Source organism: Xanthomonas sp. NCPPB 4467 (assembly GCF_041475665.2).
Taxonomy (GTDB): Bacteria; Pseudomonadota; Gammaproteobacteria; order Xanthomonadales; family Xanthomonadaceae; genus Xanthomonas; species Xanthomonas dyei.
Window position 1 is genome coordinate 2,281,278 of sequence record NZ_CM191260.1, and the last position, 23,879, is coordinate 2,305,156.

25 protein-coding genes are annotated in these 23,879 nt (G+C 64.9%); 21 read left to right on the plus strand and 4 right to left on the minus strand.

The window, feature by feature from the left end; all coding sequences use genetic code 11:
• Positions 1-117 precede the first annotated feature (117 nt).
• On the plus strand, positions 118-912 hold the full coding sequence (locus ACCQ06_RS10060) for a CDP-diacylglycerol diphosphatase (RefSeq protein ID WP_316692546.1): 795 nt from the start codon (positions 118-120) through the stop codon (positions 910-912).
• A gap of 290 nt (positions 913-1,202) precedes the next feature.
• On the opposite strand, the gene parE is transcribed toward ACCQ06_RS10060, so the two are convergent.
• Positions 1,203-3,092 carry a DNA topoisomerase IV subunit B gene (gene parE / locus ACCQ06_RS10065; protein ID WP_104611369.1) on the minus strand — a complete coding sequence of 630 codons (1,890 nt, stop codon included), beginning with the start codon at positions 3,090-3,092 and terminating at the stop codon, positions 1,203-1,205.
• 164 nt (positions 3,093-3,256) lie between these two features.
• Here parE and ACCQ06_RS10070 point away from each other — a divergent pair, with 164 nt between their 5' ends.
• From ACCQ06_RS10070 to truD, 9 genes are all read left to right on the plus strand, one after another.
• Positions 3,257-3,499: a hypothetical protein gene (locus ACCQ06_RS10070; protein WP_228324873.1), complete on the plus strand. Its 243-nt coding sequence runs from the start codon at positions 3,257-3,259 to the stop codon at positions 3,497-3,499.
• Positions 3,500-3,673: 174 nt separating this feature from the next.
• Positions 3,674-5,338, plus strand: coding sequence for a CTP synthase (gene pyrG, locus ACCQ06_RS10075; protein WP_228324872.1), 1,665 nt, complete (start codon positions 3,674-3,676; stop codon positions 5,336-5,338).
• A gap of 207 nt (positions 5,339-5,545) precedes the next feature.
• Positions 5,546-6,376: a 3-deoxy-8-phosphooctulonate synthase gene (gene kdsA / locus ACCQ06_RS10080; RefSeq protein ID WP_104616176.1), complete on the plus strand. Its 831-nt coding sequence runs from the start codon at positions 5,546-5,548 to the stop codon at positions 6,374-6,376.
• Between the two features lie 13 nt (positions 6,377-6,389).
• Positions 6,390-6,752 (plus strand): hypothetical protein, encoded by a 363-nt coding sequence (locus ACCQ06_RS10085; RefSeq protein WP_104616175.1) that lies wholly within the window; start codon positions 6,390-6,392, stop codon positions 6,750-6,752.
• A gap of 132 nt (positions 6,753-6,884) precedes the next feature.
• Positions 6,885-8,177 carry a phosphopyruvate hydratase gene (gene eno, locus ACCQ06_RS10090; protein ID WP_228324870.1) on the plus strand — a complete coding sequence of 431 codons (1,293 nt, stop codon included), beginning with the start codon at positions 6,885-6,887 and terminating at the stop codon, positions 8,175-8,177.
• 3 nt (positions 8,178-8,180) lie between these two features.
• Positions 8,181-8,546 (plus strand): cell division protein FtsB, encoded by a 366-nt coding sequence (gene ftsB / locus ACCQ06_RS10095; protein WP_104616173.1) that lies wholly within the window; start codon positions 8,181-8,183, stop codon positions 8,544-8,546.
• Complete coding sequence (gene ispD / locus ACCQ06_RS10100; RefSeq protein ID WP_316692118.1) at positions 8,543-9,346, plus strand: 2-C-methyl-D-erythritol 4-phosphate cytidylyltransferase; 804 nt, start codon at positions 8,543-8,545, stop codon at positions 9,344-9,346. The genes ftsB and ispD overlap by 4 nt, the downstream gene beginning before the upstream one ends.
• 17 nt (positions 9,347-9,363) lie before the next feature.
• Entirely contained in the window at positions 9,364-9,855 is a 492-nt protein-coding gene (ispF, locus tag ACCQ06_RS10105) for a 2-C-methyl-D-erythritol 2,4-cyclodiphosphate synthase (protein WP_104616171.1), read from the plus strand.
• A 247-nt stretch (positions 9,856-10,102) separates the two neighbouring features.
• The gene (gene truD / locus ACCQ06_RS10110; RefSeq protein ID WP_316692121.1) at positions 10,103-11,206 is read left to right on the plus strand and encodes a tRNA pseudouridine(13) synthase TruD; all 1,104 of its coding nucleotides are present in this window, start codon (positions 10,103-10,105) and stop codon (positions 11,204-11,206) included.
• 455 nt (positions 11,207-11,661) lie between these two features.
• On the opposite strand, the gene ACCQ06_RS10115 is transcribed toward truD, so the two are convergent.
• Entirely contained in the window at positions 11,662-12,201 is a 540-nt protein-coding gene (locus ACCQ06_RS10115) for a Smr/MutS family protein (RefSeq protein WP_228324868.1), read from the minus strand.
• A 100-nt stretch (positions 12,202-12,301) separates the two neighbouring features.
• Between ACCQ06_RS10115 and surE the strand changes: the two genes are divergently transcribed.
• From surE to ACCQ06_RS10135, 4 genes are read left to right on the plus strand one after another with little or no spacing between them, the layout of a single operon-like run.
• On the plus strand, positions 12,302-13,081 hold the full coding sequence (gene surE, locus ACCQ06_RS10120; RefSeq protein WP_316692122.1) for a 5'/3'-nucleotidase SurE: 780 nt from the start codon (positions 12,302-12,304) through the stop codon (positions 13,079-13,081).
• On the plus strand, positions 13,078-13,758 hold the full coding sequence (locus tag ACCQ06_RS10125; protein ID WP_104616167.1) for a protein-L-isoaspartate(D-aspartate) O-methyltransferase: 681 nt from the start codon (positions 13,078-13,080) through the stop codon (positions 13,756-13,758). The genes surE and ACCQ06_RS10125 overlap by 4 nt, the downstream gene beginning before the upstream one ends.
• Before the next feature lie 18 nt (positions 13,759-13,776).
• Positions 13,777-14,391, plus strand: a complete 615-nt coding sequence (locus ACCQ06_RS10130; protein ID WP_316692123.1) for a YqaA family protein — start codon at positions 13,777-13,779, stop codon at positions 14,389-14,391.
• The gene (locus tag ACCQ06_RS10135; RefSeq protein ID WP_316692125.1) at positions 14,388-15,164 is read left to right on the plus strand and encodes a peptidoglycan DD-metalloendopeptidase family protein; all 777 of its coding nucleotides are present in this window, start codon (positions 14,388-14,390) and stop codon (positions 15,162-15,164) included. Before ACCQ06_RS10130 ends, ACCQ06_RS10135 begins: the two co-directional genes overlap by 4 nt.
• 196 nt (positions 15,165-15,360) lie before the next feature.
• Here ACCQ06_RS10135 and ACCQ06_RS10140 read toward each other — a convergent pair whose 3' ends face one another.
• Positions 15,361-15,735 (minus strand): Mth938-like domain-containing protein, encoded by a 375-nt coding sequence (locus ACCQ06_RS10140; RefSeq protein WP_316692126.1) that lies wholly within the window; start codon positions 15,733-15,735, stop codon positions 15,361-15,363.
• Between the two features lie 15 nt (positions 15,736-15,750).
• Positions 15,751-16,056, minus strand: coding sequence for a ribosome assembly RNA-binding protein YhbY (yhbY, locus tag ACCQ06_RS10145; protein WP_055844291.1), 306 nt, complete (start codon positions 16,054-16,056; stop codon positions 15,751-15,753).
• A 66-nt stretch (positions 16,057-16,122) separates the two neighbouring features.
• Between yhbY and rlmE the strand changes: the two genes are divergently transcribed.
• The 7 genes from rlmE to ACCQ06_RS10180 all read left to right on the plus strand — a co-directional run bounded on the left by rlmE (position 16,123) and on the right by ACCQ06_RS10180 (position 23,636).
• Positions 16,123-16,755, plus strand: coding sequence for a 23S rRNA (uridine(2552)-2'-O)-methyltransferase RlmE (gene rlmE, locus ACCQ06_RS10150; RefSeq protein WP_104611353.1), 633 nt, complete (start codon positions 16,123-16,125; stop codon positions 16,753-16,755).
• Positions 16,756-16,815: 60 nt separating this feature from the next.
• The gene (ftsH, locus tag ACCQ06_RS10155; protein ID WP_170068647.1) at positions 16,816-18,756 is read left to right on the plus strand and encodes an ATP-dependent zinc metalloprotease FtsH; all 1,941 of its coding nucleotides are present in this window, start codon (positions 16,816-16,818) and stop codon (positions 18,754-18,756) included.
• 447 nt (positions 18,757-19,203) lie between these two features.
• Positions 19,204-20,106, plus strand: a complete 903-nt coding sequence (gene folP / locus ACCQ06_RS10160) for a dihydropteroate synthase (protein ID WP_316692129.1) — start codon at positions 19,204-19,206, stop codon at positions 20,104-20,106.
• The gene (gene miaA / locus ACCQ06_RS10165) at positions 20,106-21,089 is read left to right on the plus strand and encodes a tRNA (adenosine(37)-N6)-dimethylallyltransferase MiaA (RefSeq protein ID WP_316692130.1); all 984 of its coding nucleotides are present in this window, start codon (positions 20,106-20,108) and stop codon (positions 21,087-21,089) included. Before folP ends, miaA begins: the two co-directional genes overlap by 1 nt.
• Positions 21,090-21,166: 77 nt before the next feature.
• Positions 21,167-21,445, plus strand: a complete 279-nt coding sequence (gene hfq / locus ACCQ06_RS10170; protein ID WP_005915027.1) for an RNA chaperone Hfq — start codon at positions 21,167-21,169, stop codon at positions 21,443-21,445.
• Between the two features lie 11 nt (positions 21,446-21,456).
• Positions 21,457-22,776, plus strand: a complete 1,320-nt coding sequence (gene hflX / locus ACCQ06_RS10175; RefSeq protein WP_228324864.1) for a ribosome rescue GTPase HflX — start codon at positions 21,457-21,459, stop codon at positions 22,774-22,776.
• A gap of 365 nt (positions 22,777-23,141) precedes the next feature.
• Positions 23,142-23,636 (plus strand): CinA family protein, encoded by a 495-nt coding sequence (locus ACCQ06_RS10180; RefSeq protein ID WP_005992383.1) that lies wholly within the window; start codon positions 23,142-23,144, stop codon positions 23,634-23,636.
• Positions 23,637-23,879: the final 243 nt, after the last annotated feature.

A 23,879-nucleotide genomic window follows, 5' to 3' on the forward strand; every position in this document is an offset into this window, starting at 1 on the left:
CGGAAGAACGCCGATGCTAGGCCGCGGCGTCGCGCGGTGGATGTGCAAAAAGACATGGCTGTCGCGCTCACCGATGCCGGGTCGCTATCATGGCGCGCCCTGGTGATCGAGCTGCAGATGAGGCCTGGCGCCGTTCGCTATGCATGTGCCGTGGCGCTGTTGTTGGCAGGCTGCGCGGCAGCGCCACCTGCACCGATGCGCCATGCCAGCGACCCGGATGCGTTGTGGCGCATCGTCTCCACCCGCTGCCTGGCAGAGGCGCCGCGGTCACCCGACTGCGCCGCCGTGTGGTCGGATCCGGCGCGCCAGGCGGTGGTGTTGAAAGACCGTCACGGCAGCTTCCAGTATTTGTTGGTGCCCAGCGTGCGGGTCAGTGGAATCGAAGACCCCGCGTTGCTAAGCGCCGACGCGCCGAATTATTTCGCCAGCGCCTGGGATGCGCGCAGCTTCGTGGCGCAGGCATTGCAACGTCCGCTGCCAAGGCAATACGTGAGTCTTGCGTTGAACTCGCCGCACGGGCGCTCGCAGGAGCAACTGCATATCCACATCGATTGCCTGCGTCCGGACGTGTACGCAGCGCTGCAGCGTCAGCGCATGAAGATCGGCCCGAAATGGCATGCCCTGGCCGAGCCACTGCGGGGCCATATGTATCTGGCCAGGACGCTGGAAGGCGATGCGCTGGAGCAAGATCCGATTCGCCTGCTCGCAGACGCGCTTGCCGCCGATGCCAGCTTGCGCGATTACTCGCTGGTGGTCGCCGGCGCGCAACTGCAGGACGGGCGACCGGGGTTCGTTCTGCTGGCGACGCGGCAGGATGCGCGCAGCGGTAACCGCGCCAGTGGCGAAGAAGTGCAGGACCACGCCTGTGGTCTGGTGACCGGTGCAACGCAGGTGTTGCCGGGCGTGCGTTGAGGTGGGTGTTAGACCAGCTCGTCAGCGCGCCCTGGTCTTTCAACGCGATGCATTGCAGTTCAAACAGATGGATCGCTGCCGGAAATCAGTACCGCACACGGTCATCGCTGTATCTGCTTTGCCTGCGCAACCATGCATGCGGCAAGGCGCTTGGCGCCACGCGCGCGTCGGTAGCGTGTACTACGCCCTCTCTACGCTGAGAGAGGGCGCTTAACCACGCACACGCGGGCAAGAAGCGTACGCGTGTACGTTGCCCTCTTTGTGTTGAGAGAGGGCGTTTTTGCAGAACTTTAGACTTCCAGCGACGCCAGGTCGCCCTTGGATTCCAACCACTGCTTGCGGTCGCCCGCGCGTTTTTTTGCCAGCAGCATGTCCATCAACGAGCGGGTCTGTTCGCCGTCGTCGATGGTCAACTGCACCAGCCGGCGCGTGTCCGGATGAATGGTGGATTCGCGCAGCTGCTGCGGGTTCATCTCGCCCAGGCCCTTGAAGCGGGTCACGCTGATCTGGCCCTTCATTTTCTCGCGCGCGATCTTGTCCAGCAGCGTGGTCTTTTCTTCTTCGTCCAGCGCGTAGAACACCTGCTTGCCCACGTCCACGCGGAACAGCGGCGGCATCGCCACGAACACATGTCCGGCGGCCACCAGCGCGGGGAAATGCTGCAGGAACAGCGCCGTCAACAACGTGGCGATATGCAGGCCGTCGGAGTCCGCATCGGCCAGGATCACCACCTTGCCGTAGCGCAGCCCGGTGATGTCGTCCTTGCCGGGGTCGCAGCCGATCGCAATGGCCAGGTTGTGCACTTCTTCGGACGCCAGCACGCTGCCCGATGCCACTTCCCAGGTGTTGAGGATCTTGCCGCGCAGCGGCAGGATCGCCTGGAAATCCTTGTCGCGCGCCTGCTTGGCCGAGCCGCCGGCCGAGTCGCCTTCGACCAGAAACAGTTCGGTGCGCGACAGGTCCTGGCTGATGCAGTCGGCCAGCTTGCCGGGCAGGGCGGGGCCCTGGGTGACCTTCTTGCGGACAATCTGCTTTTCGGTCTTCAACCGCGCGCTAGCGCGGTCGATGGCGATCTGCGCGATCTTCTCGCCGATGTCCACGTTCTGATTGAGATACAGGCTGAAGGCATCGTGCGCGGCGCCTTCGATAAAGCCGGCCGCCTGGCGCGAGGACAGCCGCTCCTTGGTCTGCCCGGAGAACTGCGGGTCGGTCATCTTCAGGCTAAGCACAAAGGTGACCCGGTCCCACACGTCTTCCGGTGCCAGCTTGACGCCGCGCGGCAGCAAATTGCGGAAGTCGCAGAACTCGCGCAGCGCATCGGTCAGGCCCGAACGCAGGCCGTTGACGTGGGTGCCGTGCTGCGCGGTCGGGATCAGGTTGACGTAGCTTTCCTGCACCAGCTCGCCTTCGGGTACCCAGGCGGCGGCCCAGTCGACGATCTCGGTGTCTTTCTTCAGGCTGCCTGCGAACAGGTCGGCCGGCAGCATCTCGTGCTCGGCCATCTCGCCCTTCAAATAATCGCGCAAGCCGTTTTCGAAGTACCAGCTGTCCTGCTCGCCGGTCGCTTCGTCGTGCAGCTTGACGGTCAGGCCGGGGCACAACACCGCCTTGGCGCGCAGCAGATGGCGCAGCGCACGTACATTGAACTTGGGCGTGTCGAAGTACTTCGGGTCGGCCCAGAAACGCAGCCGCGTGCCGGTGTTCTTCTTGCCGACGGTGCCAACGACCTCCAGCTTGGAGGCGGCGATGCCGTCGCGGAACTCCATGCGGTGCTCGCTGCCTTCGCGCTTGATGAACAGCTCGACCTTGGTCGAGAGCGCATTGACCACGCTCACGCCCACGCCGTGCAGGCCGCCAGAGAAGGTGTAGTTGCGGTTATTGAACTTGCCGCCGGCGTGCAGGCGGGTCAGGATCAGCTCGACACCGGGAATCTTCTCTTCCGGGTGCATGTCCACCGGCATGCCGCGGCCGTCGTCGGACACTTCGCAGCTGCCATCCTTGTACAAGGTGACTTCGACCTGCCGGGCGTGGCCGGCCAACGCCTCATCGACGGAGTTGTCGATCACTTCCTGCGCCAGATGGTTCGGGCGCGCGGTGTCGGTATACATGCCCGGACGGCGTTTGACCGGGTCCAGGCCCGACAGCACTTCAATATCGGCGGCGTTATAACGGGTGTTCATGCATCTCGCTGGCACGTGAAACGACGCGCAAGTGTGGCGGCTGGGCGGCTTTTTTGCACGCGACCCACGTTCAGTGCGCGGCCGGGTGCCGCTAGCTACCCTGGCGTTGGTTTCGGAACCAAACGTCCCCACCTGAGGATGTCACCGATGCCAAAGAGGACGCCATGAAGTTCAAGCACATCCTGATGCTCACCCTCGGTGCGGCCGCGGTCGTCGCACTTCCTGCGCTGGCCCAGGCCGCTCCGCAGCAGACCGGGCAGGGCGCCAGCGCGCAAAAGGCTGACGATGCCAAGGCCAAGACCGACGCCGAGCGCAAGGCCGAGCGCCGTGCCGCCGCTGCCGCGCAAAAGCCCAAGGCCGACAGCGCTCCGCGTGAGGAAGAAGAGGAAGAGAAGCCCGCACGCTGACGCATCTGCGCAGCGTGACGTGTTCCACGGACGCCCCGGCTTCGGCCGGGGCGTTGTGCATTTACGCGCCGGTGCGCGCATTTGTCGGGTGAGACCACCTGGTCGTGTCACACAACCCTTGGGCATTCGCCCGTCACCCGCTAAACTATGGCTTTCCGGGAGGCTTCAAGCCCCATGACCCCCCTGATTTTTGTTACCGGCGGCGTAGTGTCCTCGCTAGGCAAGGGCATTGCCGCCGCTTCGCTTGCCTCCATTCTGGAAGCGCGTGGCCTCAAGGTCACGATGATGAAGCTGGACCCGTACATCAATGTGGACCCGGGCACGATGAGCCCGTTCCAGCATGGCGAGGTCTACGTCACCGACGACGGTGCCGAAACCGACCTGGACCTGGGCCACTACGAGCGCTACGTGCGCACGCGGCTGTCGCGCAAGAATTCGGTCACCACCGGCCGGATCTACGAGAACGTGATCCGCAAGGAGCGGCGCGGCGATTACCTGGGCGCCACCGTGCAGGTGATCCCGCACATCACCGACGAAATCCGCCGTTGCATCGACGAGGCCACGGCCGGCTTCGATGTGGCGCTGATCGAGATCGGCGGCACCGTCGGCGATATCGAATCGCTGCCATTCCTGGAAGCCATTCGCCAGGTCCGCACCGAGCGCGGCGCGGAAAAAGCCATGTTCATGCACCTCACCCTGGTGCCGTACATCGCCGCGGCCGGTGAGTTGAAGACCAAGCCGACCCAGCACTCGGTCAAGGAACTGCGCTCGATCGGCATCCAGCCGGACGTGCTGCTGTGCCGCTCCGAGCAGGCGGTGCCGGATTCGGAGCGCCGCAAGATCGCCTTGTTCACCAACGTCTCCGAGCGCGCGGTGATCAGCTGCCCGGACATCGACGTGCTCTACGGCATGCCGCTGGAATTGCTGCGCCAGGGCCTGGACGAGTTGGTCATCGACCAGTTCAAGCTGCGCGACAAGGTCGCCGCAGCCGATCTGTCCGAATGGGCGGCGGTGGTGGATGCGGTCAAGCATCCGCTCGATGAAGTCACCATCGCGGTGGTCGGCAAGTACGTCGATCACCAGGACGCTTACAAGTCGGTGGCCGAAGCGTTGCGTCACGGCGGCCTGCGCCAGCGCACCAAGGTCAACTTGAAGTGGCTGGAAGCGCAGGATCTGGAAGGCAGCGATATGGCGGCCTTGCAGGACATCGACGGCATCCTGGTGCCGGGCGGCTTCGGCGATCGCGGGTTCGAAGGCAAGGTGCAAACGTCCAAGTTCGCGCGTGAGCACAAGGTGCCGTATTTCGGCATCTGCTACGGCATGCAGGCCGCGGTGGTGGACTACGCGCGCCACGTGGCCAATCTGGACGCGGCCAACAGCACCGAAAACGATCGCCAGTCGCCGCATCCGGTGATCGGCCTGATCACCGAATGGCGCACCGCCACCGGCGAAGTCGAAAAGCGCGACGAAAAATCCGACCTGGGCGGCACCATGCGGCTGGGCTTGCAGGAGCAACGGCTCAAGCCGGGCACGCTGGCGCGCGAGGTGTATGGCAAGGACGTGGTGGCCGAGCGTCATCGCCATCGCTACGAGTTCAACAACCGCTACCGCACCCAGCTGGAAGATGCCGGCCTGGTGATCTCCGGCAAGTCGATGGACGACACGCTGGTGGAAGTGGTCGAACTGTCGCGCGATGCACACCCCTGGTTCCTGGCCTGCCAGGCGCATCCGGAGTTCCTGTCCACCCCGCGCGACGGCCACCCGTTGTTCATCGGCTTCGTGCGCGCTGCGCGCGAGAAGAAGGCCGGCGGCAAGCTGCTGAAGGAAGCGCGTGCGTGAGCAGTGCCTTCTCCCGTCGGGAGAAGGTGGCGCCAAGCGCTAGATGAGGGGGCGCCGCAACGCGCTGGAAGTTGCCAGCTATGACAAACGCGTCGCTACGCGCCAGCCAGGGCAAACCATCGGGCTTCGCAAGCGCTTCGCAAACGTACCCGCACCCCAGCCTCTCTCCCGACGGGAGAGAGGCTTCAATCGAGATAAGGTGACCTGATGAAACTGTGTGACTTTGAAGTCGGCCTCGACCAGCCGTTGTTCCTGATTGCAGGCCCGTGCGTGATCGAGTCGATGCAGTTGCAGCTCGACGTCGCCGGCAAGCTCAAGGAGATCACCGGCAAGCTCGGGGTCAACTTCATCTTCAAGTCGAGCTTCGACAAGGCCAACCGCACCTCGGGCACCAGCTTCCGCGGCCCCGGCCTGGAAGAAGGCCTGAAGGTGCTGGACGCGGTGAAACAGCAGATCGGCGTGCCGGTGCTGACCGACGTGCACGAATACACCCCGATGAACGAAGTCGCTGCGGTCGTCGACGTGTTGCAGACCCCGGCGTTTCTGGTGCGCCAGACCGACTTCATCAAGAACGTCTGCGCCGCCGGCAAGCCGGTCAACATCAAGAAGGGCCAGTTCCTGGCGCCGTGGGACATGAAACCGGTGGTGGAAAAAGCCAAGTCGACCGGCAACGAGCAGATCATGGTCTGCGAGCGTGGCGCCTCGTTCGGCTACAACAATCTGGTCAGCGACATGCGCTCGCTGAGCGTCATGCGCGACACCGGCTGCCCGGTGGTGTTCGATGCCACCCATTCGGTGCAGTTGCCGGGCGGGCAGGGCAGCAGCTCCGGTGGCCAGCGCGAGTTCGTGCCGGTGCTGGCGCGCGCTGCGGTGGCGGTGGGCATTTCCGGCCTGTTCGCCGAAACCCATCCGGACCCGTCCAAGGCGCTCTCCGATGGCCCCAATGCCTGGCCGCTGGACCGCATGGAAGAACTGCTCGAAACGCTGATGGAACTGGATGCGGTGACCAAGAAGCACGGGTTCGCGCGCTTCGCATGAGTTCCGACGTCGCATGAGTTCCGACCCCTGGGCGTTGGTGGCAGCGCGTCGCCAACGCTGGCACTGGCGCCATTGGCCGTGGGGCTGGATGGCATTGGGGTTGTCGCTCGCGGCATGGGCCTGTCTGGCCGTGATGGCCTTCCTGGTGACCGCCAGCATCGGCATGCCGGGCGACGGCAGCCATGCAATGCAGGCCACGCGCATTCCGATGGTTGTCACGCTGTTGGTTGGCGCGCTGGTGACGCTGGGCGGTCTTGTCGCCAGCCCGGTCGCGTTTTCGCAGCGTCGCCAGCCGGGCGCTGCAGCCATGGGCCTGGCGCTGCTGCTGCTCTTGCTACTGCTGTTTTGTTTATCGCTGCTGGCCCTGAAAGCCTAGTCGCGCAGTCTTGCCGGCTTGCCGGTCTGGCAGGCATCCGGCCCCATGCGATTTGGCAATGGACCGGCGTGCAGCGATAATCCGGCAGCTTGTTTCCGGTGTACTTCCCCCTTACTGGTAACCGATCGACCTATGACCACTATCGCCAAGATCCTCGCCCGCGAAATCCTCGATTCCCGCGGCAATCCCACGCTGGAGGCCGAAGTCACGCTGGCAGACGGCTCGTTCGGCCGCGCCGCCGTGCCCTCGGGCGCCTCGACCGGCACCAAGGAAGCGGTGGAGCTGCGCGACGGCGACAAGACCCGTTACATGGGCAAGGGCGTGCGCCACGCGGTGGACAACGTCAACGGCACCATTGCCGAGACGCTCAAGGATTTCGACGCGGCCGACCAGCAGGGTCTGGACCGTCGCCTGATCGACCTGGATGGCACCGAGAACAAGGGCCGCCTGGGCGCCAACGCGCTGCTGGGTGTGTCGCTGGCCGCCGCGCATGCGGTTGCCGCCTCGCGCAAGCAGCCGCTGTGGCAGTACCTGTCCACCATCACCGAATCCGATGTGCAATTGCCGGTGCCGATGATGAACATCATCAACGGCGGCGCGCATGCCGACAACAACGTCGACTTCCAGGAATTCATGGTGCTGCCGGTCGGTTGCAGCTCGTTCTCCGAAGCGCTGCGCGCCGGCACCGAAATCTTCCATTCGCTCAAGGCGGTGCTCAAGGGCCACGGCCTGAGCACGGCGGTGGGCGATGAAGGCGGCTTTGCGCCGGACTTCCGCAGCAACGTCGAAGCGCTGGACACCATTCTCGAAGCGATCGGCAAGGCTGGCTACACCGCCGGCGAAGACGTGCTGCTGGGCCTGGACGTGGCTTCCAGTGAGTTCTACGACAACGGCAAGTACAACCTGGTCGGTGAGAACAAGCGCCTGACCAGCGAGCAGTTCGTCGACTTCCTGGCCGACTGGGTGGCGCAGTACCCGATCATCAGCATCGAAGACGGCCTGGCCGAAGACGATTGGGCCGGCTGGAAGCTGCTGACCGACCGCGTCGGCAAGAAGGTGCAGCTGGTGGGCGACGATCTGTTCGTCACCAACCCGAAGATCTTCAAGCAGGGCATCGACTCGGGCACCGCCAACGCGATCCTGATCAAGGTCAACCAGATCGGCACGCTGACCGAAACGCTGGAAGCGATCGCCATGGCGCATGCAGCCAACTACGCGTCCATCGTCTCGCACCGTTCCGGCGAAACCGAAGACACCACCATTGCCGACATCGCCGTGGCCACCACCGCCACGCAGATCAAGACCGGCTCGCTGTGCCGCAGCGACCGTGTGGCCAAGTACAACCAACTGCTGCGCATCGAGCAGGCGTTGGGTTCCGGCGCGCGTTACGCCGGCCGCGACGCGTTCGTTTCGATCAAGCGATAAGCCGTGCGCAACTGGCGCTGGCTACTGCTGGTGCTGGCGGTGCTGCTGGCTTGGCTGCAGTACCGCTTCTGGTTCGGGCCTGGGAATTCCGGTGAAGTCATGATGCTGGAAGCCCAGGTCGCGCATCAGACACAAGACAACGAAGGTCTGCGCCAACGCAACCAGGCGTTGGCAGCAGAGGTGAAGGATTTGAAGGACGGCGAGGAAGCAATCGAAGAACGCGCACGCAGCGAGCTGGGCATGATCAAACCGGGCGAGACGTTCTATCGCGTGGTCGAGGATGCACCGCCACTGCCTGCCGCAACCGCCGAAGCGGCACCCGCGCCGGCCACATCCGATCCTGCACCCACCACGGAACCGCATCCATGACCGGTTCGATCTGGGCGATCGTGCCGGCCGCAGGGCGCGGCACGCGGTTTGGTGGCGCGCTTCCCAAGCAATATCTGCCAGCAGCGGGCCAACCGCTGATGGCCTATACCTTGGCAGCCCTGGCTGCGCATCCGGCGGTCGCCGGCATCCTGGTGGCGATTGCACCGGGCGATGCCGACTGGCCGGGCTGGACGGCAGTGCAGTCCAAACCCGTGTTGACCTGCGTTGGCGGTGCTACCCGCGCAGCCTCGGTGCTGGCCGGCTTGCTGGCCCTGCCCGAGAGCGTGCGTGCGGACGACTTCGTGCTAGTGCACGATGCCGCGCGCCCGAATCTGGCATTGGCGGATCTGGACCGGTTGCTGGAAATCGGCCGTGGCGACCCGGTCGGCGCGATTCTGGCCGCACCGGTGCGCGACACGCTCAAACGTGCCGGCGACGACGGCGGTATCGATCGCACCGAGCCACGCGAGCGCCTATGGCGTGCGCTGACTCCGCAGCTGTTTCGGCGGCATCAGCTGATTCGTGGCCTTACCGACGCGTCGGCTGCCGGCGTCGACGTCACCGACGAGGCGATGGCGATGGAGCGGCTCGGGCTGCGTCCGTTGCTGGTGGAGGGGGCCGAGGACAACTTCAAGGTCACCACGCCGGCGGATCTGGCGCGCTTCGAGTTCGAACTTGTCCGCCGCGGCGTTGCGGTCGATGCCGATCCTGCCGCTGCGCCCTTCGAAGAGATTGCGCCAGCCGCGCACAGCGATACCGGGCTTGCCGCCGTTGCCGACCACGGCAGCGACGCCTCTTAAGTCACCACGGGTTTTCCATGTCCTTCAATTTCCGAATCGGCCAGGGCTACGACGTACATGCGTTCGGCGATGGCGATCATGTGATGCTCGGCGGCGTGCGTGTTGCGCATAGCCAGGGCGTACTCGCGCACAGCGACGGCGACGTGGTGTTGCACGCGCTCTGCGATGCGATGCTGGGCGCCTTGGCGCTGGGCGATATCGGCCAGCATTTTCCGCCATCCGACGCACGCTGGAAGGATGCCGACAGCGCGCAGTTTCTGCAGCATTGCGATCAGTTGTTGCGCGAGCGCGGCTGGCGTGTGGGCAATGCCGACATCACCGTGATCTGCGAGCGGCCCAAGGTTGGCCCGCATGCGCTGGCCATGCGCGAACGCATCGCCGGGCTGCTCGGCATCGAGCTCGATGCGGTCAGCGTCAAGGCGACGACGAGCGAGAAGCTTGGCTTTACCGGTCGTGGCGAAGGCATCGCCGCGCAGGCTGCAGTGCTGCTGGGCAAGATCGCGCCCTAAGCGCGGTGAATACACTTTAGCGAGCACTCTTGAGATAGGCCTGCACAGCGCGCTCAGAGCCGCGATTGCATGAGCGGTACATGCCGCGTCCAGCGCCGGTCGCGCCCGCCGGGTGGTGAGCGTAGCGGTGTGTTGGCTGCTCTAAACTGCACTTCTGCATGCCGGGTCGCCGGCGTGCATCACGACATTCCGCGCCGAGAGCTCGGCAAATAGCGCACGACGCGTCGGCGCGAAGGCGAACCACACCATGAGCGAGACCTCCTCCCTTCCGCGCGCGCATGGCGCAGCGGTCCTCAGCGCGGCAATGCGCAGCACGCCGGAAGATTTTCAGGTCGATGAGCTGCCGTCGTTCGAGCCCTCGGGCGAAGGCGAGCATCTGTTGCTCACCATCCGCAAGCGTGGGCAGAACACGGCTTACATCGCTAAATACCTTGCGAAATGGGCGGGCATCGCGGAGATGGGCGTCAGCTATGCAGGGCTGAAGGATCGCCATGCGGTGACCACGCAACGTTTCAGTGTGCACCTGCCCAAGCGCATCGCGCCGGACCTTGCCACGCTCGACGATGCGCAGATGCAGGTGGTCCACAGCACATGGCATAACCGCAAGCTGCAACGCGGCGCGCTGCTGGGCAATCGCTTCGTGCTGACGCTGCGTCAGGTGCAGGGCGAGCGCGCCGCCATCGAGCAACGCTTGCAGGCAATCGCCGCGCGCGGCATCCCCAACTGGTTTGGCGAACAGCGCTTCGGGCGCGATGGCGGCAACGTGTCAGCTGCGTTGGCGATGTTCGGTTACCTACAGGAGGCCGACGGCACGCTGGTACCGGCACCCAAGCGGCGTCTGCGCAACGATCAACGCTCGATCCTGCTATCTGCGGCGCGCTCGTCGCTGTTCAATCGCGTGCTGAGCGCACGTGTGTCGCAGGGCAGCTGGGATGCGGCGCTGGATGGCGAAGCGTGGATGCTGGATGGCTCGCGTAGCGTATTCGGCCCCGAGCCGTGGAGCGAGGTGTTGGCCGAGCGGCTGGCACGCTTCGACATCCATCCGAGCGGTCCGCTGTGGGGCGTGGGCGAACTGCGTCCCACCGCTCAGGCCGCCGCGGTGGAGCAGGGCGCGTTAGCGGACCCGCAATCGGAGGTGTTGCGCCAGGGACTGGAGGCTGCCGAGTTGAAACAGGAGCGCCGTGCGCTGCGCCTGCGGCCACAGGATCTGCACTATCGCTGGCTGGACGAGCAGACCTTGCAGGTGGAATTCGCGCTGCCACCGGGCTGCTACGCCACTGCAGTGCTGTGGGAGCTGGGCGATGTCAGCGATGCGGGTCGTGCAGCGGCAACCAGTCGTTCCGACGATTGAGCTTGCTCAACCAGAGCGCCCTATGTCGCAGATGCCAGACCCCACGCAGCCATCCGTCTCGTAGGAGCGGCCCCGGCCGCGACCTCCACGACCGATCGCTTGTCAGCCGCACGCAAGCGCGGCTACAAGCGAAGCCGCCTATCCGGCGCAGCGAATACTCGGGAGTGAAGACGACTGAGCGGATCAAGCAAGCCGTCCGCTGACGCACGCACAACAGCGAGTCCCGCTCTCGTAGGAGCGGCCCCGGCCGCGACCTCCACGACCGATCGCTGATCAATCGCACGCAAGCACGGTTGCAAGCGAAGCAGCCTCTCCCGCGCAGCGAACGTTCGGAACTGGATATGGGTTTCGCAACGCAAGCGTCAGGCTGCACGCGGATAGGCCACAACCCGTCTCAACACGACTGCGGCCTGTCAGGCAGCAAACACACCAGCACCTACCCACGCATCCCCGCACTATCGCCGCGCCAACAACACCAGTAACGCACCGGTACCGCCCTGCGTCAGCGGCGCCGAATGAAATGCCAGCACATCGTTGCGCTGTCGTAGCAGGCGGTCCATCAGGTTCTTCAGCACTGGTGCGCCCTTGTCCGACTGCAGGCCTTTACCATGGATGATGCGCACGCAGCCATGTTCGTGCGCATGCGCATCCAGCAGGAACTGCCGCAGCAACGTCTCGGCCTGCGCTGCAGTGGCGCCATGCAGATCCAGTTCGTCCTGCACCGAAAACTGCCCGCGCTTGAGGCGTTGAAACAAACGCGTGGGAAGATTCTCGCGGCGATAGCTGGCCGTGTCGCCGGCTTCCAGCGGTGCGCTGTCGCGTAGCAATCGGGAAAATTCGGTGTGCGCTTGCGCCTCGTCGCGCTCGGCCATGCGCGCGCGGGGTTTCGGGCGCGGTTTGGCATTGGCCGGCGGCGCCACTTCGCGGATTGGCTTGACCGCGCCGATCGCCGCGCGGAACAGCGCGCTGTCGTCTTCGTCTTCAGGGTGTGACATCGGTACAGCGTAACCGGTCCAACCTCAGACACACGCGAAGATCAAGCATCCAAGCGCATGGACGCATCCGGTATCATGGCCGGGTTTTCCGAGGAGTCTCATGCGCGTACTGGTTAGCAACGACGACGGTGTCGACGCCCCCGGCATCCAGATCCTGGCCGAGGCGCTGCGGCATGCCGGTCATGAAGTGATGGTGGTCGCGCCCGATCGCGACCGCTCCGGCGCCAGCAATTCGCTGACGCTGGATGTGCCGATCCGCACCCGCCGCATCGACGCGCAAACCTGCGCGGTGGCCGGCACGCCCACCGACTGCGTGCATCTGGCGCTCACCGGCATGCTGGATTACGACCCGGACATCGTGGTCTCCGGTATCAACAACTCGGCCAATCTCGGCGACGACGTGATCTATTCCGGCACCGTTTCTGCCGCGATGGAGGGCCGCTTCCTGGGCCTGCCCGCCGTGGCGGTGTCGCTGGTGACGCATAACCACGAAGCCCATCATTACGACACCGCCGCGCGCGCCGCAGTGGAAATCGTCGCGCGGCTGAAGGCCGACCCATTGCCGGCCGACACCATCCTCAACGTCAACGTGCCGGATCTGGCCTGGTCGGATGTGCTCGGTTTCGAAGTCACCCGGCTCGGCAACCGGCATCGCTCCGAGCCTTGCGTGCCGCAGCAAGACCCGCGCGGCCGCACCGTGTATTGGATCGGCCCGGCCGGTCCGGAGCAGGACGCCGGCGCCGGCACCGATTTCTATGCCGTGCGCACCGGGCATATCTCGATCACGCCGATCCATGTCGATCTCACCCGCTACCAGGCGCTGGAGACGGTGGCCGGCTGGGTCGGCGGGCTGACCGCTGCGCTGGACGGCCCGGCATGACGCCGAGGCTGCGCATGCTGCAACCGGAATCGGTCGGCATCGGCATGACCTCGCAGCGGGTGCGCGACCGTCTGGTCGAGCGCCTGCGCGAGGCCGGCATCCAGGACGAAGCCACGCTCAACGCCATGCGCACCGTCCCGCGGCATCTGTTCATCGACGAAGCGCTGGCCTCGCGTGCCTACGAAGACACCGCGCTGCCGATCGGCCACGGCCAGACCATCTCGCAGCCCTGGGTGGTCGCGCGCATGACCGAGGCCGTGCTGCAGGTGGCGCCGACCAAGGTGCTGGAAGTCGGCACCGGCTCCGGCTATCAGGGCGCGGTCCTCGCCGCGCTGGGCCTGGAGGTCTACACCGTCGAGCGCATCGGCGACCTGTTGCGGCAGGCGCGCAAGCGCTTCCGCCATCTGGGCATGAACGTGCGAAGCAAGCATGACGATGGCCGTATCGGCTGGCCTGAGCACGGCCCGTACGACGCCATCGTGGTCACCGCGGCCGCGCCGGCGCTGGTAGATGCGCTGGTCGATCAGCTCGCAGTCGGTGGGCGCCTGGTGGCCCCGGTCGGCGGTGCGTCCTCGCAGTCGCTGGTGCAGCTCACCCGCGCTGCCGATGGCGAGATCGAGCAACAGGTTCTGGCGCCGGTCACGTTCGTCCCGCTGTTGTCGGGCATGCTGGATTGAACCAATGAGAGTTCCTCGATGAAGATTTTCGGGCCGTTGTACGACGTGGCTATCCGTTGGTCGCGCCACCGCCGCGCGCCGACGCTGCTGACCGGCCTCAGCTTCGTGGAGGGCTTCATCTTTCCGGTGCCGCCGGAAGTGATGCTGGCGCCGATGTCGCTTGCCGAGCCCAAGCGCTCATTATGGTTTGCCACCTTGAGCCTGGTTGGCTCGGTGTGCGGGGCGTTGGTCGGCTATCTGCTGGGGCATTTCGCCTTCGCCGCGCTGCAGCCGCTGATCGAATGGCTGGGCTGGAGCGCGAAGATCCAGGCTCAGATCGAAACCCTGCGCGCGCTGGTGGCCGAGTCGCCGTGGAAGGCGTTCTGGGCACTGGTGCTGGTCGGCTTCACGCCAATTCCGCTGAAGATTTTTACCTGGGCCTCGGGCGTGGTCGGCGTGCCGATCCTGCCTTTCATCGCCAGCATGCTGGTCGGCCGCGGCAAGCGCGTGTATCTGGTCGCCGGCGCGATCCGCCTCGGCGGCGCACGGGCCGAAGCGGCGCTGCATCGCTGGATCGAGCCGCTGGGCTGGGTGGCGATGGCGGTGCTTGCCGCAGGCGCGGGTTGGGTTGTGTGGAAGACAACGAACGGATGAGCAAGACGCAGATGAATTTGGTACGCAAGACAGCAGTCGTGCTCACGGTGGCCATCGTGCTGAGCGCCTGCAGCAGCGCCACAGTGGTGCGTTCGCCTGGCGCAGGTGGCGGTTCGTCTTCCTCGCGGCCCACGGCAGCGCCACGTCCGTCTGTGCCGCGCCCGGGCGCGACGGTGACGGTGCAGCGCGGCGACACGCTGTATGCGATCTCGCGCCGCACCAACATCACCGCGCCGGACCTGGCGGCGTGGAACGGCCTGGCCTCGCCCAATACCATCTATCCCGGCCAGACTTTGAAGTTGTATCCGCCCGGTGCCAGCAAGCCGGGAACCAGCGCGCCGGTGGTTGGTACGGTGGTGCCGCCGCGTCCGGCTGCGCCTATCGCCGCACCGGTCAGTAGCGGCTTTTCCTGGCGCTGGCCCGCCGATGGCGTGGTGGTGGGTACCTTCGTCGCCGGCGAAACCACCAAGCAAGGCGTGGATATCGCCGGTGCCAGCGGCCAGGCCGTGCGCGCCGCCGCCGATGGCGTGGTGGTGTATTCGGGCGCCGGCCTGGTCGGCTATGGCGAGCTGATCATCATCAAGCACAACGACCAGTGGTTGTCGGCGTACGGCCACAACCGCAAGCGTCTGCTCAACGAAGGCCAGAGCGTCAAGGCCGGCCAGCAGATCGCCGAGATGGGCCGCAGCGGCGCCGCCCGCGACATGCTGCACTTCGAAATCCGCTACAACGGCAAGCCGGTCGATCCGTTGCTGTATCTGCCGAAGAAGTGATTTTGGGATTCGGGATTCGTAACAGCCTGGGGCTGTTGATGCTGCGGGATGGGGCTGGGTCGCCGCGCTAAGGCCGGCTGATTGCGGGGTTGAGGAGTTTTCGCTTGACAGCGAAACCTGCGGAAACACGCTTTCCCGATTCCCGATTCCCGATTCCCGATTCCCGATTCCCGATTCCCGATTCCGTCCCAACCAATCAGCCAGGCAAGACCATCGCCAGCGCCACCCGGCGGCCTTCGCTGGCCAGCACGTTATAGGTGCGCGCCGCGGCGGCGTTGGTCATCGCTTCCAGACCGATGCCGCGGGTCAGGCAGGCGGCAAGGACTTGTGCGCTCGGAAAGCGTTGGCGTTCGCCGGTGCCCAGCAGAATGACGGCTGGCGCCAGCGCCAGTACCGCGTCCATATGGCTTGCCTGCAGATGTTCCAGATCCTGCACCGGCCAGCGTTCCACCAGTTCATCCGGCATCAGGATGAAACTCTGCTGCAGAATCTGCTCGTTGACCTTGGCATGGCGTCCGTCGGCCGCGCGCAGCGCATAGGTGTAGTCGGGGTGTTCCTGGTTTAAAGGCATAACAGACTCGGTTGCTCAGCCGCGCGGCAGCACGATCTGGCGCTTTTCCTTGCTGGGGCGGTACAGGATGGCGACGTGGCCGATCCGTTGCACCAGCGCACTACCGGTCTGTCCGACCAGCTCGGCAATCAGCGCGTCGCGGGTCTCACGATCCTCGGAGGCCACCTTCACCTTGATCAGTTCGTGGCGCTCGAGCACTTCCTCGAGTTCGGCCAGAAATGCCGGCGTGACCCCTTTGCCGCCGGTTTGCAGCAGCGCCTTGAGGTCGTGGGCCTGGCCGCGCAGGAAACGGTTCTGGGCGGAGGTGAGAACAATGGACATGCAGGATCGAAAGGCAGCAAAGGGTGTTCAGGGTATCATGGCGGCCCGTTCGGACCCCCGTTGCCAATGCCTTCCCGTAGTAAAAGCAGCCAGCGCTGGCTCAAGGAACACTTCGCCGACCCTTACGTGAAGAAGGCCCAGGCCGAAGGCATGCGCTCGCGTGCAGCCTATAAGCTGGAAGAGTTGCTGCAGCGCGATCGTTTGCTCAAGCCCGGCATGGTGGTGGTCGATCTGGGTGCCGCGCCGGGCGGCTGGTCGCAACAGGTGCGCAAGTCCATGGGCGACAGCGGCCGCGTGCTGGCGCTGGATATCCTGGACATGCCGGCCCTGGCAGGGGTGGACTTCCTTCACGGCGACTTCAGGGAGCAAGCCGTCCTATCGGAATTCGAGGCGATGTTGGGCGATGTGCCGGTGGACCTTGTTCTGTCCGATATGGCCCCCAATAAGAGTGGCATGGATGCGGTCGACCAACCGCGGATGATGCACCTGGCGGAACTGGCGATGGAATTTGCCGACACTCACCTCAAGCCGGGTGGGGCGTTTTTGATCAAGCTGTTCCAGGGTGTTGGGTCCGACGACTACATTCGCGAGCTTCGCCGCCGCTATGACAAGGTGACGATTCGCAAACCGGCGGCCTCGCGCAAGCGCTCCCCGGAAGTTTATGCGCTCGGTCAGGGCAAGCGTGTCCAGATCAAGTAAGCTGCCCATGATCATTGAATTTCAAGAATAGAAGAGTAGAGGGCACCGGAGCCAATGAGGATGAACGACTTGACCAAGAATCTGCTGCTGTGGGTGGTCGTCGCGGTTGTGCTGATGGTCGTCTTCCAGAGCTTCTCGCCGCGGATGGCGGGTGGCGTCGGTGCCGACTCGATCACCTACACCCAGTTTCTGAAAGAAGTGGACTCCGGGCGCGTCAAATCGGTGGATTACACCGATGAGACCAACCTCGCGGTCAACGCGATCCGCTTCAAGCGCACCGACGGCAGCGAATCCACGGTTTACGGTCCGCGCGACGACAAGCTGGTCGACGTGCTGTACAGCAAGAACATTGAAATGACCCGCCAGAAGCCGTCCACGGGGCCGGGCTTCTGGTCGTTGGTGCTCAACTTCCTGCCGGTCATCCTCATCATCGGCTTCTGGCTGTTCATCATGCGCCAGATGCAGGGCGGTGGCGGCGGTGCCAAGGGTGCGATGAGCTTCGGTAAGTCGCGCGCCAAGCTGCAGGGCGAAGATCAGGTCAAGATCACGTTTGCCGACGTTGCCGGTTGCGACGAGGCCAAGGAAGAAGTCGGCGAGCTGGTCGACTTCCTGCGCGACCCGACCAAGTTCACCAAGCTGGGCGGCAAGATCCCGCGCGGCGTGCTGATGGTGGGCCCACCGGGTACCGGCAAGACGCTGCTCGCCAAGGCGATTGCCGGCGAGGCCAAGGTGCCGTTCTTCAGCATCTCCGGTTCGGATTTCGTCGAAATGTTCGTCGGCGTCGGTGCCAGCCGCGTGCGCGACATGTTCGAGCAGGCCAAGAAGCACGCGCCGTGCATCATCTTCATCGACGAAATCGATGCAGTGGGTCGCCATCGCGGCGCCGGTCTCGGCGGCGGGCATGACGAGCGCGAGCAGACCTTGAACCAGTTGTTGGTCGAAATGGACGGCTTTGAAGGCGGCGAAGGCGTGATCGTGATCGCGGCTACCAACCGTCCTGACGTGCTGGATCCGGCGCTGCTGCGTCCGGGCCGCTTCGACCGCCAGGTTGTGGTCGGGCTGCCGGACGTCAAGGGCCGCGAGCAGATCCTGCGCGTGCACATGCGCAAGCTGCCGCTGGCCGACGACGTGGTGCCGATGGTCATCGCACGCGGTACCCCGGGTTTCTCCGGTGCCGACTTGGCCAACCTGTGTAACGAAGCCGCGTTGTTTGCGGCGCGTGGCAGCGAGAAGGAAGTCCGTATGGACCACTTCGACCGCGCCCGCGACAAGATCCTGATGGGTGCCGAACGTCGTTCGATGGCCATGAGCGAGGACGAGAAGACGCTTACGGCGTATCACGAAGCTGGCCACGCCATTGTCGGGCGTCTGGTGCCGGAGCACGACCCGGTCTACAAGGTCACCATCATTCCGCGCGGCCGCGCGCTTGGTGTGACCATGTACTTGCCGGAAGGCGACCGTTATTCGATGAACCGTGTCGCAATCGAATCGCAGCTGTGTTCGCTGTATGGCGGCCGCGTTGCCGAAGAGCTGATCTTCGGTGGCGACAAGGTCACCACCGGTGCGTCCAACGACATCGAGCGTGCCACCAAGATGGCGCGCAACATGGTCACCAAATGGGGCTTGTCCGACGAGCTTGGCCCGGTTGCCTATGGCGAGGAAGAGGATGAGGTGTTCCTGGGTCGCTCCGTGACTCAGCACAAGAACGTCTCGGACGAAACCGCGCGCAAGATCGACGAAGTGGTGCGTTCGATCCTGGACAAGGCCTACAGCAAGACCAAAGCCATCCTCACCGAGAACCTGGACAAGCTGCACGCGATGTCGCAATTGCTGCTGCAGTACGAAACCATCGACGTGCCGCAGATCGACGCCATCATGGAAGGCCGCGAGCCGCCGCCGCCGGCCGGTTGGGCCAAGTCCGACAAGGACGGTGGCAACAACAACGACAAGGGTAGCCCGCGTCCGTTGCCGCCGATTGCAGGACCTGCCGAGCAGATCTAAAGCAGGCGTTTGCAGCTACAGGTGTCCAGCGGGGCCAGGAAGCGATTCCTGGCCCCGCTGCGTTGCGCAGTACCGACACGCGCTGGGCGATCTGCCGGTGGCAGGTAGCAGGTGGCCGGTAATGAAGTGTGTGGTACGTGGTCCCGGCGGATGGAATCGGTGACGCGTTTTCTGTCGCGTCGACGGATGCGATCCGTGCAGCATTGCGGTGGCGGGTGTGGCATTGAATCCTCAACGCACGGGATGCGGCGCGTTGCGAGCTGCGCGACAATGAACGGTGTCGTGGCAACAAGCAGCATCCGCTAGTCCCAGCCGTTCCCCGGGTTTGCGCAATCGCTGTGGTCAATAGCGATCATCTGCCCGCAACCGAATCTGCAGGCCATTGCCTGCTCGCGCACCACCGCGCTCCGTCTCTCACGCTTTCATCCGCCTCAGGAGAAACCACCGATGTTCGATACCGCCCTCAAGCTGGATTGCGCTGGTCGCAGCTTGCGACTGGACGCGCCGCAGGTGATGGGGATCGTCAACGTCACGCCGGACTCGTTCTCCGATGGCGGCCAGCACGCGACCTGCGAGGCAGCGATTGCGCATGGGCTGCGGTTGGTGGAGCAGGGCGCTGCAGTGCTCGACATCGGCGGCGAATCCACCCGTCCCGGCGCCACGGCGGTGTCGCTGGAAGACGAATTGCAGCGCGTGATCCCGGTGATCGAGGCATTGGTGCAGCAGACCGGCGTGCCGATCAGCGTGGACACCTTCAAGCCGGAGGTGATGCGCGCGGCGGTCGCGGCCGGTGCCGGCATGATCAACGATGTCTATGCGTTGCGTTCTCCCGGCGCGCTGGACGCAGCATCCGAACTGGGCGTGCCGGTGGTGCTGATGCATGCACGCAGCGCGCCGCATGCGATGCAGGACGCGCCGCAGTACGACGACGTGGTGGCCGAGGTGCATCGTTTTCTGGCCGAGCGCATTTTTGCTGCCGAGATGGCCGGTATCGACAAGCGCCGATTGATCCTCGACCCGGGCTTCGGCTTCGACAAGACCACCGCGCATAACCTGACCGTGCTTGCGCAGTTGCAGCGCCTGCAGGAGTTCGGCTTGCCGGTGCTGGCGGGGCTGTCGCGCAAACGCAGCATCGGCGAATTGACCGGGCGCGAGGTTGCCGCCGAGCGGGTGCATGGCTCGGTTGCCGCGCATCTGATCGCCGCGCAACACGGTGCCCTGTTGCTGCGCGTGCACGATGTGGCGGCGACCGTGGATGCCTTGAAGGTCTGGAACGCGGTGGCGGCGATTCCGACCCCGCGGGTCGGTGCGCCGGCCGCGCCGACCATTCGCTGGCCGGACGAGGACTGATGCCGGCCGACCGACGCCCGCTGGCGATCGCCCTGATGGGCCCTACCGCCAGCGGCAAGACCGCGTTGGCGCTGGAGGCGGCGGAGCGCTGGAACGGAGAGATCGTCAGCGTCGATTCGGCCCTGGTCTACCGCGGGCTGGATATCGGCGCGGCCAAGCCCGAGGCCGCGATGCGCGCCGCAGTACCGCACCATCTGCTCGACCTGCGCGACCCCTGGCAGATCTATTCGGCCGCTGAGTTCGCCGCCGATGCACGCAAGGCGATCGACAACATCGTTGCGCGCGGCAAGTTGCCGATCCTTGCCGGCGGCACCGGGCTGTATTTCCGTGCAGTGCTCGAAGGGCTGTCGCAATTGCCCGAAGCCGACCCGACAGTGCGCGCCGCAATCGCCGCCGAGGCCGAACAGATAGGCTGGGCCGCATTGCATGCGCAACTGGCGCAGGTCGACCCGATCGCCGCAGCGCGCATTCACGCTACCGACCCGCAGCGCATCCAGCGTGCGCTGGAGGTGTATCGCCTCAGCGGGCGGCCGATCAGCGACTGGCAGGCGCTTCCGCCCGGGCCGCGCCTGCCGCTGCGGGTCTTGAAAATCGTGCTGGCGCCGCAAGATAGAGCAGTGCTGCACACACGCATCGCGCAGCGGCTGGACGCGATGCTGGCGCAGGATTTCCTGGCCGAGGTCAGGCGATTGCGGGAGTTGCCGCAGATGTGCGCCGTGGCTGCGCCGCTGGATCTACCCGCGGTTCGCGCGGTCGGCTATCGCCAGGCCTGGGAGTATCTGGACGGCGCCGGCAGCTTGGCCGGGTTCCGCGACAAGGCGATCCAGGCGACCCGGCAACTGGCCAAACGGCAGCTCACCTGGCTACGTGGCGAGCTCGACGCACGTTGGTTCGACCCGGAGCGTGATCGGCATCAATTGGACGACGCACTTGTCGGCTTCCTCGCTCATCGTTCCACTGTGCAGCAGGCTTCAGGCGTGTAACATCCCGCTTCCGGGGCCGGCTGGGGATGGCAGGTGTCGACCGGGACAATAAGAACAATAATGAAGAGGATTTTTCGATGGCTAAGGGGCAATCGTTGCAGGACCCATTCCTGAATGCGCTGCGGCGCGAGCGGGTGCCGGTCTCTGTGTATCTGGTCAACGGCATCAAGCTGCAGGGCACCATCGAGTCGTTCGACCAATTTGTGGTCCTGCTGCGCAACACCGTGAGTCAGATGGTTTACAAGCACGCCATCTCCACGGTCGTGCCGGCGCGCAACGTGCGCGTGGGGCCGGGTGGTGGGTATGTGCAATCCAATGAAGGTAATCAAGCGGAAGATGACGACGTCGAGCAGTAACGGAGTAACGCGTGTTTGATCGTTCCCGCAAGGGTGAGCACGCGCTGTTGATTCAGACCCATGCAGGTGGGCCTGCCGAAGACGATGTGCTGGAGGAGTTCGCCGACCTTGCGAGGTCGGCGGGCGCCACGGTGGCGGCAACGCTCACCGCACGCATCGACAAGCCCAGCCCGTCGACCTTGATCGGCAGCGGCAAGCTGGAAGAGATCAAGGCCGCCGCCGAGGCAACTGGCGCGGATCTGGTCTTGGTCAACCACACCTTGTCGCCGGGTCAGGAGCGCAATCTGGAGCGCTACCTGGAGCGGCGCGTGATCGACCGTACCGGCCTGATCCTGGATATCTTTGCGCAACGCGCGCGCAGCCACGAAGGCAAGCTGCAGGTGGAACTGGCGCAGCTGCGTCATATGGCCACACGGCTGGTACGCGGCTGGACCCACCTGGAGCGTCAGCGCGGCGGTGCGATTGGTCTGCGCGGCCCCGGCGAAACCCAGCTGGAAACCGACCGCCGCCTGCTGCAGAAGCGCGTGGAGCAGTTGCAGCAGCGCTTGGAAAAAGTCGAGGTGCAGCGCACCCAGATGCGCCGTGCGCGGATGCGTAGCGAATTGCCGCGCATTGCATTGGTCGGCTACACCAACGCGGGCAAGTCGACGCTGTTCAATGCGTTGACCGGTGCGCAAGCCTATGTGGCCGATCAATTGTTCGCCACGCTGGACCCCACCGTGCGCCGCATCGCATTGCCAGGCGGCAGTGCGATTCTTGCCGATACGGTGGGCTTCGTCCGCGATTTGCCGCACCAATTGGTTGCTGCCTTCCGTTCGACGTTGTCAGAAGCACGCGACGCCGATTTGTTGTTGCATATCGTCGATGCCGCCGACCCGCTGCGCGAAGAACGCATCCTGCAAGTCGATGAGGTGTTGCAGGCGGTCGGCGCTGGCGATCTACCGCAGTTGCTGGTGTTCAACAAGATCGACAAAATCGACGGTGCCGAAGTTCGCCACGATGCGCAGGACGGCATTCCGGATCAGGCGCGGCGCGAACGCGTGTGGGTGTCGGCGCGCGACGGGCGTGGCTTGCAGGAACTGCAGCACGCACTCGGTCAACGCCTGGATCTGCGTCATCTGACCGGACAGCTGCGCTTGCCGTCGTCGGCCGGTCGCCTGCGTTCCAAGCTGCATCAGCTGGAAGTGGTGCGCAACGAGCAGTCCGACGAGGACGGTTGGTTGCTGGAAGTCGATCTGCCGATGGTCGAAGCCGAACGGCTTGCCGCCGGAGATGACGGCGGGCCGTTGCGCGCGATGCTGCCGGACCGTCGGGAAGACTGGGAGACCTGACGGGCGCTTCGACGGGGCTAGCCGCAGCTAGCTGCGCGCCAGCGTCCCATCGCAGGCCCCGTCCACCGATCGCATGCGTCACGACGCACCGGGCGACGCGTAGATATGGATCGTCAGAGACGGCATGACAGCGGTGCCGCGTGCGCTCCCTGCATCGCGACTGGCCTTTTGTGTGCAGATCAGCGGGAACAGTCACGCAGGTGGCGCTATGCCGCTGTAGTTGCCTCGGTGCTGAGCCGCATTGCGTTAGGGCACTTGCCGAAACAGGCAAGCCGTCCAAAACCGATCGCTGAGCGGTCGACGGACGGGAGACAGCGCGGGCAAATTCGGATAAAAGTGACCGCTGTCCAATCCTGACCCCCGCGATGACGTCTCCCACTGATCACGACCTTCTGCAGCTCGCCGAGTCGCTGAGCGCCCAATTACGCGCTGCGCGCGAGCGGCTGGTGACTGCCGAGAGCTGCACCGGCGGCTGGATCGCCAAGGCAATGACCGACATTGCCGGCTCCTCGGACTGGTTTGATTGCGGCATGGTGGCCTACAGCTACGAGGCCAAGCAGGCGCTGCTCCGGGTCAGGCCGCAGACGCTGGAGGTGCATGGCGCGGTCAGCCGGGAAACCGTGATCGAAATGGTATCCGGTGCATTGGTGACGTCCGGTGGCAGCATTGCGGTCGCCGTGACCGGCATCGCCGGGCCGGGTGGTGGCAGCGAAGACAAACCGGTCGGCACGGTATGGATCGGCTGGAAGCGCCGCGGCGGCTACGCCACAGCGCAGTTGTTCCAGTTCGATGGCGACCGCGATGCGGTCCGTCGTCAAACCGTGGTCGCGGCGTTGCGTGGCCTGAGCGCGCTGCTGTAACTCATCAGAGCGGGCAATCGAAACCATCAATGCCGTGGTTTCGGATCGCCCTGTGATTGCAACCGCCGAGTCTCCACGTGCCCTGAGTAATGCCGCATGCGACGCATGGCTAGCATGCATGCCTAGCGGGGCGGCATTCGTCGTGCGCTCCGTGCATTCCGCTACCCGCGCTTTGGATTGCAGCGAAATCGCTAAGGTGAGGTTTCGCGCCAGCTGCGGCATTGGCTGCAGCGCATCGCGCAG